Origin of the sequence: Pseudorhodoferax sp. Leaf267 (assembly GCF_001422405.1) — a bacterium.
Taxonomy (GTDB): domain Bacteria; phylum Pseudomonadota; class Gammaproteobacteria; order Burkholderiales; family Burkholderiaceae_C; genus Pseudorhodoferax.
Genome location: NZ_LMMV01000001.1, coordinates 955,187 through 969,956 on the forward strand (window position 1 = coordinate 955,187; position 14,770 = coordinate 969,956).

Consider the following 14,770-nt stretch of genomic DNA (forward strand, 5'->3'; position numbering starts at 1 on the left):
GCGCAGCCCTCACTTGGCGTACTTGCGGAAGTCGGGCTTGCGCTTGTCCTTCAGCGCGGCCACGCCTTCGCGCGACTCTTCGGTGTCGTAGTAGAGCTTCAGCGCATACATGCCCATGCCCGCGATGCCGGCCTGGTGCGCGGTGTCGGCGTTGAAGCTGCGCTTGGCGATCGCGATCGCCGTGGGGCTGCGCTCGCAGATGGTCTCGGCCCACTCCTGCACGGTGGCGTCCAGCTGGTCGTGCGGCACGCAGATGTTGGCCAGGCCCATGGCCACGGCCTCGGCGCCCGAGTAGCGCTTGTTCAGGTACCAGATCTCGCGCGCCTTCTTCTCGCCGACGACGCGGGCCAGGAAGGCCGTGCCGTAGCCCGGGTCGACCGAGCCCATCTTGGGGCCGACCTGGCCGAAGATGGCCTTCTCGGACGCGATCGTCAGGTCGCAGATGGTGGCCAGCACGTTGCCACCGCCGATCGCAAAGCCCTGCACGCGGGCGATGACCGGCTTGGGCACGTCGCGGATGGCGGTGTGCAGCTCTTCCATCGGCAGGCCGATCGTGCCGCGCCCGTCGTAGTTGCCGTTGTGGGCCGACTGGTCGCCGCCGGTGCAAAAGGCCTTGTCGCCCGCGCCGGCCAGCACGATGCAGCCCACGGCGCGGTCGTAGCCAGCCTTGTTCAGCGCGCGGATGATCTCGTCGCAGGTCTGGCCGCGAAACGCGTTCATCTTCTCGGGGCGGTTGATCGTGATCCAGGCCACGCCGTTGCGCACTTCGTACAGGATGTCTTCGAAAGTCATGCTGGTCTCCTTGGGGGTGTGCGTGAGAACGGCATCAGCCATTCATGGTCAGGCCGCCCGAGACGGACAGCACCTGGCCGGTGACGAAGCCCGCGTCGTCGCTGGCGAAGAACAGGATGGCGCCGGGCAGGTCGCCGGGCTGGCCGATGCGGCCGAGCGGAATGGAGCGGGTGAAGGCCTCCATCAGCTTTTCGGGGTTGCCGGCGCCCTCCTTGTAGTCGGCGAACAAGGCCGTGTCGGTGGGCCCCGGGCAGACCACGTTGACCGTGATGCCGTGGCGCGCATGCTCGCGCGCAATCGTCTTGGAGAACGCCACCAGCCCGCCCTTGCAGGCCGCGTAGACGGCCTCACCCGAGGAGCCCACACGCGCCGCGTCGGACGCGATGTTGACGATGCGGCCCGCCTTGCGCGCCGCCATGCCGGGCAGCACGGCGTGGTGCATGTGCAGCGCGCCGGTGAGGTTGATGGCGATCAGCTTGTCCCACTGCGCCGGCTCGGTCTTGGTGAAGGGCTTGAACACGTCCCAGCCGGCGTTGTTGACCAGCACGTCGATGGGGCCCAGCGATTCCAGCGTGGCGGCCACGGCCTGGTCGACGGTGGCGCGGTCGGTGATGTCGCAGCGAAACGCCTGCGCCTGGCCGCCGTCGGCGCGGATGGCGGCGGCCACCTGGTCGGCGGCCTGCAGGTTCATGTCGAACACGGCCACCTTGGCGCCCTCTGCCGCGAAGCGGCGGCACGTGGCCCCGCCGATGCCGCCACCGCCACCGGTGACGAGGACGGTCTTGCCTTCGAATCTCTGCATGGTGTCTCTCCTGGTTGAATGCTTGCTATCGTCGGGCCACGGTGCTGCGCAGCTTCTGCATTTACGACAATATGTTGTCTTATTATAGGAAGGCATCTGCACAACGCAAGCAGCCTCCATTCAGGGATAAATCATGGAAAACACCAATGAAAAAGCAGAGAACGCACGCATGGAACTGGCCAATCGCGTTTTCTTCAGACTCTACCAATGTGCAAATATGTTGCATAAAACGGGGACGCGCGCGGTCGAAAGCGAGGGGCTGACGACGCAGCAGTGGGCGGTGCTGGGGGCCTTGTCGCGGCCGCAGGCCGAAGGCGGCATGAGCATGGGCGACCTGGCCCGCTACCTGATGGTGAGCCGGCAGAACCTGTCGGGGCTGGTCAGCCGCATGGAGCGCGACGGGCACGTCGCCAGCGCGCCGGACGGCCGCGACCGGCGTTCGCGGCTGGTCACGATGACGGACTCAGGCCGCCACGTCTGGCAGGTGGACGCCTTGCCCAAGATCCACGCCTACTACGGCCAGGTGCTGGACGGCTTCTCGGTCAACGACGTGACGCACACGCTGCACTACCTGCTCAAGCTGCTGGAGAACATGCAGCGGGTGGATGCCGGGCAAGGGGGTGCGGTGGAGGCGGAGGCCTGAGAGCCGAGAGGCCGGGAGTCAAGCCTGCCGCTCACCCGGCGCCCACGCGCACCAACGCCCCACCCGCCGCCTGCGCATCCGCCGCGTCGTGCGTGACCAGCACGGTCGGCAGCCCCTGCCGGCGTGCATGGTCGAAGACGAAGCGGCGCAAGTCCTCGCGCAGCCGCGCATCGAGCTTGTTGAAGGGCTCGTCCAGCAGCAGCGCGCGGGGCTGGGCCAGCAGCGTGCGCATCAGCGCCACGCGCGCGCGCTGGCCGCCCGACAGCGTGGCCGGGTCGCGCGGCGCGAAACCCTCCAGCCCGCATTCGGCCAGCGCCGCGTCGATGCGGGCGGCGCGCTCGGCACGGCCGCGCACCGCGGCCGGCAGCGCGAACGCCAGGTTGCCGCCCACCGTCAGGTGCGGGAACAGCAGATCGTCCTGGAACAGGATGCCCACGCGGCGCCGCTCGGGCGGCAGCGCCGTGAGCTCGTCGGCGCCCACGCGCACGCTGCCGCTGGCCGCGAACACCGCAGGCAGCGTGCCGGCCAGGTAGTTCAGCAGGCTGGACTTGCCGCAGCCGCTGGGGCCCATCAGCGTGAGGCATTCGCCGGGCGCGACCACCGCGTCCAGCGGGCCGATCAGGCGCTGGCCGTGCAGCGCGACCGTCACGCCCTGCAAGTGCAACGCGGTCACTGGAGTACCTGCGCCTTCGGCTACGGTGCTATTCGCCTTGGGAGCGGCCCGGCGGCTCATGGGGCGCTCCGCCGGTGCGGATGCAGCAGCCGCGGCGCCAGCGCCGCCAGCAGGAAGGCCAGCATCGGCAACACCGTCTGCAACACCGCCCACACGCCGATCACGCGCCGGTCCGCGCCGGAGGACAGCGTGACCGCCTCGGTCGTCAGCGTGGCGATGCGGCCGGCCCCGGCGAACAGCGTGGGCAGGTATTGCGCCACGCTGACCGCAAAGCCCACGGCGCAGGCCGTCAGCAGCGGCGGCAGCAGGATGGGCAGCTTGACGCGCCAGAACACGCGCCAGGGCGAGGCGCCCAGGCTGGCCGCCGCGCGCGCATAACGCGGGTCGAACGCGCGCCAGGGGTCGGCCAGGCTCAGGAACAGGTAGGGCAGCACGAAGACCAGGTGCACCGCCACCACGGCGGGCCAGCGGCCGTCCAGCCCGGCGGCCACCAGCAGCACCTGCAGGCCGAACAGGAAGGCCACCTGCGGCACCAGCAGCGGCAGGTACAGCAGCCACAGGCTGGCCGACACCGGGCCGCGCACCGCGTGGGCGGTGGCGGCGGGCCGGCGCGATTCGTTCTCCAGGCAGGCCAGCACCAGCGCCAGGGCCAGCGCGGTGCTGGCCAGGCCGATGCCCAGCGTGGCGGAGGCCGGCGCGCGCAGCGGCGCGGCCTGGCGCGCCCAGGTGGCCAACGTCAGGCCCGGCGGCAACGCATCCGGAAAGCGCCAGGGCGTGGCGAGCGACCAGAGCACCAGGCCCGCCATGGCCAGCAGTGCCAAAGCGGCCAGCAGCAGGCCGCCGCCCAGGGCCGCCGTGGCCAGCGGCGGCAGCGCGCTGGCCCGCTCGCCCCGCGCGATCCAGCGCCGCACCAGCGGCGCCGCCACCCGCTCGGCCAGCATCCACACGCCGATGCTGGCCAGCACCAGCGCCAGCAGCAAGGTGGCGGCCGCCGCGGCCGGGAACACCTGGCCCACATCCGGCGACGAGAACCAGCGCACCGCCTGCACCGCCAGCGTGGACGGGTTGCCCGGGCCCAGCACCAGCGCCACGTCGACCACCGACAGCGAGAACGCCAGCACCGCGAAGATCGGCAGCCGCAGCTGCGCGTAGAGCTGCGGCAGCACCACCTTGCACCAGGCCTGCACCGGCCCATACCCCAACGCGCGTGCCGCGGCCACCTGCGCGTTCGCCGGCAGCTGGTGCTGCGCGCCCAGCAGCATCAGCAGCAGGAAGGGCAGCTCCTTCATCACCAGCGCCAGCACCAGCGGCCAGCCCGAGGCGTGGCCCACGGTGGCCACGTCGGGCGGCACGGTCCAGCCCGTGAGGCCGGGCGACACCCAGCGCACCAGCCAGCCCGAGGGCAGCAGCACGAAGGCCAGCCCCAGCGCCAACGCCGCATGCGGCATGGCCAGCACCGGCGCCAGCCACCGACCCAGGCGCGCCCAGGCCGGGCGGTGGTGCAGCACGGCCGCGATGCCGAAGGCCAGCAGCACCGACAACAGCGTGGCCGCCCAGCCCGTGGCCAGCGTGGCCTGCAGGCTCAGCGCAAAGCCGGGGCTGGCGAACAGGGTGCGCCAGGGGTCCAGGCTCCCCTGCGTGCCGCCGATGGCCGGCAGCCAGCCGAAGGCCGGCAGCAGCGTGCCGACCAGGCCCGCCGCGATCGGCAGCGCGAAAGCCGCCACCGTCAGCACCGGCGCGGCGCGCGGGGCCGGGTGGGCCCGGTTCAGCGCGTGGTGCGCCGGCGCCATTCGGCCTCGATGCGCGTCATCCACGAGGCATGCGGCTCCAGCTGCGGTGAGCCGAGTTCGGCCGCGCTCGGCACAGCCGGGTGGTGCGGCAACTGCTCGAAGCGCGCGCGCTCGGCCGCCGGCAATTTGGCCAGGTCCAGCACGTTGAGGCTGCCCAGGTGGGCCAGGTCCTGTGCGCGGGCCTGGGCCAGCGGCTCGATCAGGAAGTTGGCGACGACCAGCGCGCCCTCCGGGTGCGCCGCGTTGAAGGGGATGGCCACGAAGCTGGTGTTGCCGATGGTGCCCTTGCGGAACGCGAAGGCGCGCACCGTGGCGGGCAGCAGGCCATCGCGCACCGCCGCAGCCGCCTCGGCGGGGCTGAACGACAGCGTGATGTCGATCTCGCCGTCCGCCAGCAACTGGCGCTGCGCCGGCCCGCTCTCGGGGAACTGCCGGCCCTGGCGCCACAAGTGCGGGCGGATGGCGTCGTACCAGGTCCACAGCGGCGCGGCCACGGTGGCGAAGCTGGCGTCGGTGGCGGGCTGCTGCAGCACGGCCGCGTCGGGCACCAGGTCCACCAGCGCCTGCTTCAAAAAGCTCGCGCCCAGGAAGTTGCCCACCTGCGGATGCGTGAGGCGGCCCGGGTGGCGGCGTGCCCATTCGAGCAGCGCGGGGGTCGAGCGCGGCACCTCGGCCGGGTTGGTGATGCGCGCGCTGTCGTACACGAAGACCAGCTGCGCCAGCGCCCAGGGCACGGCGAAACCGTCGACCGGCGTGCTGAAGTCGATCACGTTGGAGCGCTTGCCCACGGTGTCCACATAGGCGAAGTTGGGCAGCCGCTGCGTGACCGGGCCCAGCAGCAGGCCCTGCTGCTTCATGGCGAGGAAATTGGGGCCGTTGATCCAGATCAGGTCCACGCTGCCGCCGCGGGTGCGCCCGGCCGTCTTCTCGGCGATCACGCGCGTGACGGCTTCGGCCGTGTCCTGCAGCCGCGTGTGGACCAGGGTCACGCCGTAGCGCGCCTTCACCTCGGCGCCGACCCAGGCGATGAAGGCATTGGTCTTCTCGTCGCCGGCCCAGGCGTTCCAGTAGACGGTCTGGCCACGGGCGGTGGCCAGGGTCCGGGACCAGTCGGCGGGGGTCTGGGCGCGGGCGGCGCGGGAGGTGAGCAGCGCGGCCGTCAGCAGGGAGAAGTGGCGGCGGTGGAGCATGCCGGCGATCCGAAGTGGTTTAAACCGCACGATTCTGACAACACCGGTGAATCACTCGCTGACTGACGGATAGTTGAGGTGTGGGGTCGTGAGAGGGCGTGGTCGCTGACCTGCGTGTTTCCATCTGGGCAGTCGGTAGCCGTTGGGACTATGCGTCAAGTGCGGCAGACCCGCCGGCCTGCACGCTCTGAGAAGCCAATCCCGGCGTTCGTTGTGGGAAGGCAGGCTCCACGCGTCATCTTGTATTGCGACCCGCTTCAGCAGCGCAAGACTGCTCAGTTCGGGCCGTTCGCATGCTGGCAGCCAACTGCGTTATCCTGCCCGGCCCGTCTTAGACAGCCATGGCCTACACACTTGATCTCCAGAACGCCGCCCGTCGTCACCTGCGGGCGGCGGCAACTCTCTACGCGGCGACCGGAGCTGGCGCCCAGCCTGGCTGCAAGGTGGTCGCGGGCTACCTGTTCGGCCTCGCGGGTGAATTGGCGGTGAAGCAAATGATGCGCGACAGCGGCATGCGCCCCCTATCACCAGAGCGGCGGCGCGACGATCCGTTTTATGCACATTTTCCAGAGTTGAAACGCCTCCTGCTGGATCAAATCAGCGGGCGTCGGGCTGGGCAACTGCGCGCGGTCGCGCAATCTGGTCGCATCTTCCGACAGTGGCATACGGACATGCGCTACGCGCCGTCCATCGAGGTGCCAGAGGCGCGGGTGGAGGAATGGAAGGCGGACGCCAACGAGCTTGTGAACCAGATGGGAGCACCGTAATGCCCGGTGTACTTTTCGATGATGCGCTGCCAGCCCTGGTCAGCGTACTTGCATCACACGGCGGCCCAGAGTTCGTCGAGAAAGGCACCGTCCTTCGAGACGCAACTGGAAGGCTGGCGTTCTTCGCCAGGGCGATGCGACCTGCGCCGCCGGACGCGAATGACGACATACCCCCTGAGGCTCCGAAATCCGACCCGCTGACCCAGGAGGTTTCGGCGGCGCTTGGGTGCTACGCGCGCGCGCATCGTCCCGTGGTGTACATGGACGAAGTAGGTGCTTCGGCAATATTGGACTCGCCCGAACGAATACCTGTGCAAGTTGGCAACCTGTTCTGCAACCTGATCGACCGCCGCATCGTGGGCTCGGGCTGGCTGGCGCATCCCGTTGCAGGGCCTGTGTTTCCGCCGCGCCTGGTGTTCGCGTCGCTGAAAGGCGGCGTGGGCCGCTCCACCGCCTTGGCCGTCGTCGCCGCAGACCTGGCCCGGCGACATCGGAACGTCCTCGTGGTAGACCTGGACCTCGAGGCGCCCGGCATTGGGCACCTTATGCTGGACGACGAGCGCCTGCCCGCGTTCGGCGTCATCGACTTCCTCGTGGAAAACGGCATCGGTGGCGTAAGTGACGAATGGTTGCCTGACTTCGTCGGCACCAGCCACCTGACTGAACCCGGCGGCGGCCGGGTGGACGTGATGCCTGCCATCGGTCGAAAGTCCGCCGCAGCGCCGGAGAACGTGATGGCCAAGCTGGCGCGTGCCATGGTCGAGGACATCGAAGAAGAACGCGCCGTGTCAGTGGGCCAGCAGGTGTTGGCTATGCTAGACCGCGTGGCCGCGCTCGCTTCTTACGACGCGGTGCTGATCGACAGCCGGGCCGGTTTGGCCGAATTGACGGCACCCGCGCTGATCGGCCTGGGTGCAACGGTGCTGCTGTTCGGCACTGCGCAGACCCAGACCATCGAGGGTTACCGCGCGCTGTTCGCAGCGCTCCGGTGGCTGGCGCAGCGAGACCGCATGCAGAACGGCGCAGGGGAGTGGCGCATGGCGCTGCGGCCGGTTTATGCCAAGTCCAGCCTCAATGCGGCCACCGAGCAGCGCTTGCGCGACGACTGGTACGAGCTCTTTTCTGAGTACCTGTACGACGCGGAGTTGGAAAACGAAGGAGACGCCGAGCTCGACGCACTCCGATTCGCCCGCGAAGACCGCACTGCGCCGCACTGGCCACTGGTCGTTCCATTCAATCCCGCGTTCATCGATTTCGATCCCGCACGCGTTCCCGGTCAGTTGTCCGCCGCGTTCTACGAGCAGAGCTTTCGCCCGCTCCTCAACGCAGTGGACGCCATTCTTGTAGCTAGCCGCACAGCACCTTCATCGTGAATACCGCAGCCATTGCTTTCGCAGACATTCGTCGCGCCATGGCGGAGTTCGACTTGGCATCCCGGGTGGAGCCCAACACCCCGATATCCGCTGACCGGGCGTTCCTGCCCGCCGGGCACCGAGGCGTGCTGGATTTACGCCGCCAGTTGGTGGTTGGCAACCGTGGCATGGGAAAGAGCTTCTGGACACACGCCCTGCTGAACCAAGAGGTCAGAAACAAGCTGGCGGAACACTACCAGCACGCTGAACTGAAAACCACCGAGGTAAAGCTGGGCTTCAATGGGTCCATCCGCACCGATGACTTTGCGCCCACCGTGGACGAGGTGGTTCAGCTACAGGCCGAGAGCGTTCCGGCCGATCTGATCTGGAAGGGTGTTTTCTTGAGGATCGCCAACGCAGTGACAGGCCAGCCGGTGTTCAACCTTACCCACTCCATCGCGGCGCTGCGCAGTGATCCCACGCTGTACTCCAACGTTCTGTCGGAGCTGGATCGACAGCTCGGCGCACAGAGGCGCCATCTGTTGGTGGTATTTGACGCACTGGATCGCCTGGGTCCCGACTGGAATGGCATTCGCGACCTGTCCAAGGCACTGCTGCGCCTCTCCATCGGCCTGCAGTCCTTTCGCAGCATCCGCGCCAAGATCTTTATGCGCGTGGACCAGTTTGCGGACCGCGAGCTGTTCATGTTCCCGGACAGTTCCAAGATTCGCAATGACCACGTCAACCTGATCTGGCAACCCCAGGAGCTCTATGGCTTGCTGTTGTTCGAAATCCTGCGCAACCAGCGGGGCAAGCCGGCATTGCACGCACTGGCGGCCCGGGAAGGTGCCCTGGCGGCGCTGCCCATAGATGGCAGCGACAGCATGGCCGACTTGGAGCCGCAACGGAAGTTAGTCCATGCGTTGGCCGGTGAGTTCATGGGCAGCAGCAAGAAGCGTGGCCTGGTGTACACCTGGGTGCCTCTGCACCTTAGCGACGCAGCCAATACCTGTGCGCCCCGAACCTTTCTCACGGCATGGAAGAAGGCTGCCGAACACTCGCCCGCCCCGGTAGACCGCGCCGTCGACCATCTCAGCCTGCTCGATGGGGTGCGCTCGGCATCTCAAGTCCGGCTGAACGAGCTGTACGAGGACTACGGCTGGATCAGGCCATCGCTCGAAGCTTTGAAGCGCCAACTCGTGCCGATGACGAGGAACCAGTTGTTCCAACTGTGGCGAGACAAGCGTGTCATCGAGACCATCCAAGCGACGGGAAACCGTCAGGCGCAGTCGGTTCCGGCCGGCTTGGCGGCGGCCTCCGATTCGGAGGCGCTGCTCGAAGCCATGGTCAGCGTTGCAGTCATGGAAGAGCGCAGCAACGGCAAGATCAACGTGCCAGACATCTTTCGCGTGGAGGCAGGCATCCTGCGCAAGGGCGGAGTTGCTGTACCCAAACGCCGGTAATGCGTTCGTCTTGTGCCAGGCGTTCGCTCGCCCCGAAGATCCGCAAGCGAGGTTCGTGGCCAGCTGACCACGCCGCTGCACGGGCGCCGGAGCATGGCCGCAGCGATGCCCAGCGGGCCAGCGAAGCTCCTCATCACGCCGACACGACCGTCCAGCATGAGACAGGCGAAGTTGGGGCGAATGCAAGGTCGGCGTAGTCGTCCAGCCCCATGCAGGCCTCCTCGAGATCGGTGACAGACCAAACCATCACGTTCATGTGCAGCATCAACGCCCAAGAATCGCACGACCTGGCGGCAAGGAAGTTGGGCAGCGCAGAGTGATTGCCGCGTGTATGCGAGACGCGGACGATCACCTTGCTCCAGCAGTCGTAGGGCAGAGCCCAAATGCCGCACGCTGATGGAGATGCGCCGCCGTGGCGCGGTGATGAACGGCTGCACTTGCATCTACTGCGCGCTGCACTTCAACTGTGCGGCCACCCGCCAGCACAAACCAGCGATTGGCTAGGCGTGCAGACGCTGGACCCGTTGCTGGAAGTGCCAGGCGCGCCCTCACAGCCAGGCCTCAGATCGGATCCAATAGCTTCAGGAGACCGTACGCGCTGCGCTGCGAGCGTCGTTTCCGTCCCATCCGCTTTTGCCAATCGTTGACTCAACCCTCACCTATCTGATGCGCCTAGACAAACGCTGGTGGCTGCTGCTCGCCCTGCTGGCCGGCATCACCCTGTTCTTCGCCTTCGACCTGGGCCAGTACCTGAACCTGGCCACCCTCAAGCGCCACCAGGCCACGCTGGAGGCCTGGCGCGCCGCGCAGCCGCTGCAGGCGGCGCTCGCCTTCTTCGCCGCGTACGTGCTGGTCACGGCCCTGTCGCTGCCCGGCGCGGCGGTGATGACGCTGGCCGTGGGCGCGGTGTTCGGCCTGGGCTGGGGCACGCTCATCGTTTCCTTCGCGTCCAGCATCGGCGCCCTGCTTGCCTTTCTGGCGGCGCGCTGGCTGCTGGGCGACTGGGTGCAGGCCCGCTTTGCCGACCGGCTGGCCACGCTGAACGCCGGCATGGCGCGCGATGGCGCCTTCTACCTGTTCACGCTGCGCCTCGTGCCCATCCTGCCCTTCTTCGTCATCAACCTGGTGATGGGGCTCACGCGCATCCGGCCGCTGACCTTCTACGGCGTGAGCCAGCTCGGCATGTTGCCCGGCACGCTGGTCTACGTGAACGCGGGCACGCAGCTGGGGCGCATCGACTCGCTGGCCGGCATCCTCTCGCCCGGGCTGCTGGGCGCGCTGGTGCTGCTGGGCGTGTTCCCGCTGGTGGCCCGCAAGCTGGGCGACGCGCTGCGCGCACGCAAGGTCTACGCGGGGTGGACGCGGCCACGCCGCTTCGACCGCAACCTCGTCGTGATCGGCGGGGGCTCGGCGGGGCTGGTGACGGCCTACATCGCGGCGGCCGTGCGCGCCAAGGTCACCCTCGTCGAGCAGGGGGAGATGGGCGGCGACTGCCTGAACACGGGCTGTGTGCCGTCCAAGGCGCTGATCCGCTCGGCGCGCTTTTTGTCGCAGGTGGCGCGGGCGCCGGATTTCGGTGTGCGCTCGGCCAGCGCGGACCATGACTTCGCCGACCTGATGGAGCGCGTGCAGCGCGTGGTGCAACAGATCGCGCCCCACGATTCGGTGGCGCGCTACACCGCGCTGGGCGTGGACGTGGCCCAGGGCCGCGCGCGCATCGTCTCGCCCTGGCAGGTGGAGATCACGCAGGCCGATGGCCAGGTGCGCACCCTCTCCACCCGCAGCATCGTGGTCGCCACCGGCGGCCAGCCGCTGGTGCCCGACATTCCCGGGCTGGACCAGGTGGGCTACCTCACGTCCGAGACCGTCTGGGCCCTGCGCCAGCGCCCCGGTCGGCTGCTGGTGCTGGGCGGCGGCCCCATCGGCTGCGAGCTGGCGCAGACCTTCGCGCGGCTGGGCAGCCAGGTCACGCAGGTGCACCGTGGCCCGCGCCTGCTGCCGCGCGAGGATGCGGACGCGGCCGAGCTGGTGGCGCAGGGCCTGCGCGCGGACGGCGTCGCGCTGCGGCTGGGCCACGAGGCCGTGCGTTGCGAGGTGGTGGACGGCCAGAAGACGCTGGTCGCCACCCACGCCGGCGCCGAGGTGCGCATCGCCTTCGACACGCTGCTGCTGGCCGTGGGCCGCCAGGCGCGGCTGGAGGGCTTCGGCCTGCAGGAGTTGGGCGTGGTGACCGGCCGCACGCTGCAGGTCAACGGCCTGCTGCAGACCAACTTCCCGAACATCTACGCGGCCGGCGACGTGGCCGGGCCCTACCAGTTCACGCACGTGGCGGCGCACCAGGCCTGGTACGCGGCGGTGAACGCATTGTTCGCGCCGTTCAAGAGCTTCCAGGCCGACTACCGCGTGATCCCCTGGGCCACCTTCACCGAGCCCGAGGTGGCGCGCGTGGGCCTGAACGAGGACGAGGCCCGCGCGCGCAAGATCCCGCACGAGGTGACGGTCTACGACATCGCCGACCTGGACCGCGCCATTGCCGACAGCGAGGCGCGCGGCTTCGTCAAGGTGCTCACCCCGCCCGGCCGCGACCGCATCCTGGGCGTGACCATCGTGGGCGCGCACGCGGCCGAACTCATCGCCGAATACGTGCTGGCCATGAAGCACGGCATCGGGCTGAACAAGATCCTGGGCACCATCCACATCTACCCCACCATGGCCGAGGCGAACAAGTACGCGGCAGGGCAGTGGAAGCGCGCGCATGCGCCGCAGAAGCTGCTGGGCTGGGTCGAACGCTTCCATGGCTGGAGGCGCGGATGAGGGCGGGCCTGCACCGCCGCCAGGCCCTGGCCTGGCTGGGCCTGGCGGCCACCGGCGTCAGCCCACCTGCCGGCGCGCAGGCGGACGGGCAGCCGCCCCTGCTCTCCACCGCGCCGCCGGGCGACACGCTGCCTGCGGGCTGGACGCACCAGCGCCTGCCCAAGGTGGAGCGCGCCAACCGTTACGACATGGTGGACGATGCGGGCCGCCGCGTGCTGCGCGTGCGCTCTGCAGCCTCGGCCTCGTCGCTGGTGTGCCGGGTCGATGTGGACCCGGCGCGCACACCGCTGCTGCAGTGGCAATGGAAGGTGGCGCGTGCGCTGGCCGGCTCCGACGTGCGCAGCAAGGGCGGCGACGACTATGCCGCGCGCCTCTACGTGTTCTTCGACCTGCCGTTGGAGCGCCTGTCCTTCGGCGACCGGGTGGCGCTACAGGCGGCACGCGCCCTGTCCGGGGCCGACATCCCGGCAGCCGCCCTGTGCTACGTCTGGGGCCAGGCCCAGCCCGCGGGCCACACCGCCTGGAACCCCTACACCGACCGCGTGCGCATGGTGGTGGTGGACAGCGGCGACGCGCAGGCCACCACCTGGCGCAGCCACACGCGCGACCTGCGGCGCGACTGGGCCGAAGCCTTCGGCGGCACCGCACCGCGCTTGGGCGGCTTCGGCATCGGCGCGGACACCGACAACACCGGCGACACCGCCGAGACCTGGTTCGGCGACCTGCGGCTGGTGGCCGCCCCATGAAGCAGCTGGTGCTGCTGGGCGGCGGCCACGCGCACCTGGCCGTGCTGGCCGATCTGGCGGCGCGCCCGCTGACGGGCTGGCAGGTCACACTCGTCACGCCCTACCGGCGGCAGATCTATTCGGGCATGTTGCCGGGCTGGGTGGCCGGGCACTACGCGCTGGACCAGTGCGCCATCGCGCTGGACGCACTGGCCGCGCGGGCCGGCGTGCGCCTGCAGACCACGGCCTGCACGGGGCTGGACCTGGCGGGCCAGACGGTGGATTGCGCGGACGGCACGCGCCTGCCTTTCGACCGGCTGTCCATCGACACCGGCCCCGTGGCGGCCGTGCAGCAAATGCCCGGCGCGGCCGACCATGCGCTCTGCGTGCGGCCCATCGAAGGGTTTGCCGCGGCCTGGCCGGCGCTGGCCGCACGCATGGCCGCGCAGCCGGGCGGCTTCGACCTGGCCGTGCTGGGCACCGGCGCCGGCGGCATCGAACTGGCGCTGGCCATGCACCACCGCGCACTGGCAGCAGGATGGCCGCCGCTGCGCATCACGCTGGTGGGAGCGGATGCGCTGCCGCTGGCCGGCTTTGCCGACGGCGTGCGCCAACGCCTGACCCAACAACTGCGCGCGCGCGGCATCGCCTGGCGGGGCGGGCAGCGCGCCCGCGCGGTGGAGGCAGGCCGGCTGCTGTTCGACCAGGGTGCGCCGCTGCCCTTCGACGCCTGCCTGCTCGCCACCGGCGCCGCCGCACCCGCCTGGCCGCGCGCCGCGGGCCTGGCGACGGATGCGCAAGGCTTCATCCCCATCACGCGCAGCCTGCAAAGCACGTCCCATCCGCAGGTTCTGGCGGCCGGCGACGTGGCGGCCTATGCGGATGCGCGGCCCAGGTCCGGCGTGTTCGCCGTGCGTGCCGGCCCGGTGCTGGCGCGCAACCTGCGCGCGTTGTGCGAGGGGCGTGTACCGGAGGACTGGACGCCGCAGGCCCGTGCGCTGTACCTGCTGGCGCTGGGCGGCCAACGGGCCACGGCGGTGTGGGGCCCGTGGTCGTGGACGGGCGACTGGGTCTGGCGCTGGAAGGACGGGATCGACCAACGCTTCGTGGCGCGGTATGGCAGCGATGCCACGCATCATCCGAACGACCGCCACCCCCAGTAGAGCCGCGTGGCGACAGTCAGCGCGCAGATACCGCAGAACACCCAGGCCAGCAGCGCAAAGTGCTGCGGCCACAGGCACATGGCGATGAAGAACGCCAGCGTCTCCCCGGCCTCGGCCAGGCCGCCAAGGAAGAAGAAGGACTTGTCCGGGTAGTCGGTGCTGGCCATGCCGCGCTTGGCTGCGATGGCGGCGAACGCGAGGAAGCTGGATCCGGTTCCGATGAAGGCGGTCAGCAAGGCCGCAGCGGCCAGCGCGTTGCGCGCCGGGTCGGCCACGGCGAACGCCAGGGGAATCGCGGCGTAGAACAGGAAGTCCAGCGTGATGTCCAGGAAGCCGCCGCGGTCGGTGGGCGCCGACAGCCGCGCCACGGCCCCGTCCAGCCCATCGCACAGGCGCGACAGCACGATCGCGCCGATGGCCCAGGCATGGAGCTGGCTGGCGATCAGCACTGCGGCGACGATGCCGATCGCAAATCCAATGACGCTCAGCGTGTCGGCGCTGACGCCCATCGCCGACAACGCGCGCGCCAGCCGTGTGATGGCGGGGCGGATTAGGGCGGTGGCTTGGCGGTCGAACATGGGGGCGGGGCGTGCGCG

13 protein-coding genes are annotated in these 14,770 nt (G+C 69.6%); 7 read left to right on the top strand and 6 right to left on the bottom strand.

Annotation, left to right across the window (positions count from 1 at the left end; translation table 11 throughout):
• Positions 1-9: 9 nt before the first annotated feature.
• The gene (gene badI, locus ASF43_RS04200; protein ID WP_056177028.1) at positions 10-792 is read right to left on the bottom strand and encodes a 2-ketocyclohexanecarboxyl-CoA hydrolase; all 783 of its coding nucleotides are present in this window, start codon (positions 790-792) and stop codon (positions 10-12) included.
• 34 nt (positions 793-826) lie between these two features.
• Positions 827-1,594: a 2-hydroxycyclohexanecarboxyl-CoA dehydrogenase gene (badH, locus tag ASF43_RS04205; RefSeq protein ID WP_056177031.1), complete on the bottom strand. Its 768-nt coding sequence runs from the start codon at positions 1,592-1,594 to the stop codon at positions 827-829.
• A gap of 133 nt (positions 1,595-1,727) precedes the next feature.
• Between badH and ASF43_RS04210 the strand changes: the two genes are divergently transcribed.
• On the top strand, positions 1,728-2,237 hold the full coding sequence (locus ASF43_RS04210) for a MarR family winged helix-turn-helix transcriptional regulator (protein ID WP_056177034.1): 510 nt from the start codon (positions 1,728-1,730) through the stop codon (positions 2,235-2,237).
• A gap of 31 nt (positions 2,238-2,268) precedes the next feature.
• Here the strand turns inward: ASF43_RS04210 and ASF43_RS04215 are convergent, their stop codons facing one another.
• Genes ASF43_RS04215 through ASF43_RS04225 form a run of 3 tightly spaced genes read right to left on the bottom strand, consistent with a single transcriptional unit; the run spans position 2,269 to position 5,890 of the window.
• Positions 2,269-2,910, bottom strand: coding sequence for an ATP-binding cassette domain-containing protein (locus tag ASF43_RS04215; protein ID WP_056177036.1), 642 nt, complete (start codon positions 2,908-2,910; stop codon positions 2,269-2,271).
• 56 nt (positions 2,911-2,966) lie between these two features.
• Complete coding sequence (locus ASF43_RS04220; protein WP_056177039.1) at positions 2,967-4,700, bottom strand: ABC transporter permease; 1,734 nt, start codon at positions 4,698-4,700, stop codon at positions 2,967-2,969.
• Positions 4,676-5,890 carry an ABC transporter substrate-binding protein gene (locus ASF43_RS04225; protein ID WP_056177042.1) on the bottom strand — a complete coding sequence of 405 codons (1,215 nt, stop codon included), beginning with the start codon at positions 5,888-5,890 and terminating at the stop codon, positions 4,676-4,678. The genes ASF43_RS04220 and ASF43_RS04225 overlap by 25 nt, the downstream gene beginning before the upstream one ends.
• 341 nt (positions 5,891-6,231) lie before the next feature.
• Here ASF43_RS04225 and ASF43_RS04230 point away from each other — a divergent pair, with 341 nt between their 5' ends.
• From ASF43_RS04230 to ASF43_RS04255, 6 genes are all read left to right on the top strand, one after another.
• The gene (locus ASF43_RS04230) at positions 6,232-6,657 is read left to right on the top strand and encodes a hypothetical protein (RefSeq protein WP_056177045.1); all 426 of its coding nucleotides are present in this window, start codon (positions 6,232-6,234) and stop codon (positions 6,655-6,657) included.
• Entirely contained in the window at positions 6,657-8,030 is a 1,374-nt protein-coding gene (locus ASF43_RS04235; protein ID WP_162241755.1) for a ParA family protein, read from the top strand. Before ASF43_RS04230 ends, ASF43_RS04235 begins: the two co-directional genes overlap by 1 nt.
• Positions 8,027-9,472: a hypothetical protein gene (locus tag ASF43_RS04240; protein ID WP_156373122.1), complete on the top strand. Its 1,446-nt coding sequence runs from the start codon at positions 8,027-8,029 to the stop codon at positions 9,470-9,472. The genes ASF43_RS04235 and ASF43_RS04240 overlap by 4 nt, the downstream gene beginning before the upstream one ends.
• A 666-nt stretch (positions 9,473-10,138) precedes the next feature.
• Entirely contained in the window at positions 10,139-12,286 is a 2,148-nt protein-coding gene (locus ASF43_RS04245) for an FAD-dependent oxidoreductase (protein WP_056177050.1), read from the top strand.
• The gene (locus ASF43_RS04250; protein ID WP_056177052.1) at positions 12,283-13,032 is read left to right on the top strand and encodes a DUF3047 domain-containing protein; all 750 of its coding nucleotides are present in this window, start codon (positions 12,283-12,285) and stop codon (positions 13,030-13,032) included. The genes ASF43_RS04245 and ASF43_RS04250 overlap by 4 nt, the downstream gene beginning before the upstream one ends.
• A complete protein-coding gene (locus ASF43_RS04255) occupies positions 13,029-14,174 on the top strand; it encodes an FAD-dependent oxidoreductase (protein WP_056177054.1) in 1,146 nt (381 codons plus the stop codon). The genes ASF43_RS04250 and ASF43_RS04255 overlap by 4 nt, the downstream gene beginning before the upstream one ends.
• Here ASF43_RS04255 and ASF43_RS04260 read toward each other — a convergent pair.
• Complete coding sequence (locus ASF43_RS04260; RefSeq protein WP_056177056.1) at positions 14,147-14,752, bottom strand: CDP-alcohol phosphatidyltransferase family protein; 606 nt, start codon at positions 14,750-14,752, stop codon at positions 14,147-14,149. The genes ASF43_RS04255 and ASF43_RS04260 overlap by 28 nt on opposite strands.
• Positions 14,753-14,770 lie beyond the last annotated feature (18 nt).

Excerpts from the sequence above, each read along its gene's own strand:
- ASF43_RS04260 (WP_056177056.1), bottom strand. The coding sequence starts at position 14,752 with ATGTTCGACCGCCAAGCCACCGCCCTAATCCGCCCCGCCATCACACGG.
- ASF43_RS04220 (WP_056177039.1), bottom strand. The coding sequence starts at position 4,700 with ATGGCGCCGGCGCACCACGCGCTGAACCGGGCCCACCCGGCCCCGCGC.
- ASF43_RS04225 (WP_056177042.1), bottom strand. The coding sequence starts at position 5,890 with ATGCTCCACCGCCGCCACTTCTCCCTGCTGACGGCCGCGCTGCTCACC.
- ASF43_RS04250 (WP_056177052.1), top strand. The coding sequence starts at position 12,283 with ATGAGGGCGGGCCTGCACCGCCGCCAGGCCCTGGCCTGGCTGGGCCTG.
- ASF43_RS04245 (WP_056177050.1), top strand. The coding sequence starts at position 10,139 with ATGCGCCTAGACAAACGCTGGTGGCTGCTGCTCGCCCTGCTGGCCGGC.
- ASF43_RS04210 (WP_056177034.1), top strand. The coding sequence starts at position 1,728 with ATGGAAAACACCAATGAAAAAGCAGAGAACGCACGCATGGAACTGGCC.
- ASF43_RS04235 (WP_162241755.1), top strand. The coding sequence starts at position 6,657 with ATGCCCGGTGTACTTTTCGATGATGCGCTGCCAGCCCTGGTCAGCGTA.
- badH (WP_056177031.1), bottom strand. The coding sequence starts at position 1,594 with ATGCAGAGATTCGAAGGCAAGACCGTCCTCGTCACCGGTGGCGGTGGC.
- badI (WP_056177028.1), bottom strand. The coding sequence starts at position 792 with ATGACTTTCGAAGACATCCTGTACGAAGTGCGCAACGGCGTGGCCTGG.
- ASF43_RS04255 (WP_056177054.1), top strand. The coding sequence starts at position 13,029 with ATGAAGCAGCTGGTGCTGCTGGGCGGCGGCCACGCGCACCTGGCCGTG.
- ASF43_RS04230 (WP_056177045.1), top strand. The coding sequence starts at position 6,232 with ATGGCCTACACACTTGATCTCCAGAACGCCGCCCGTCGTCACCTGCGG.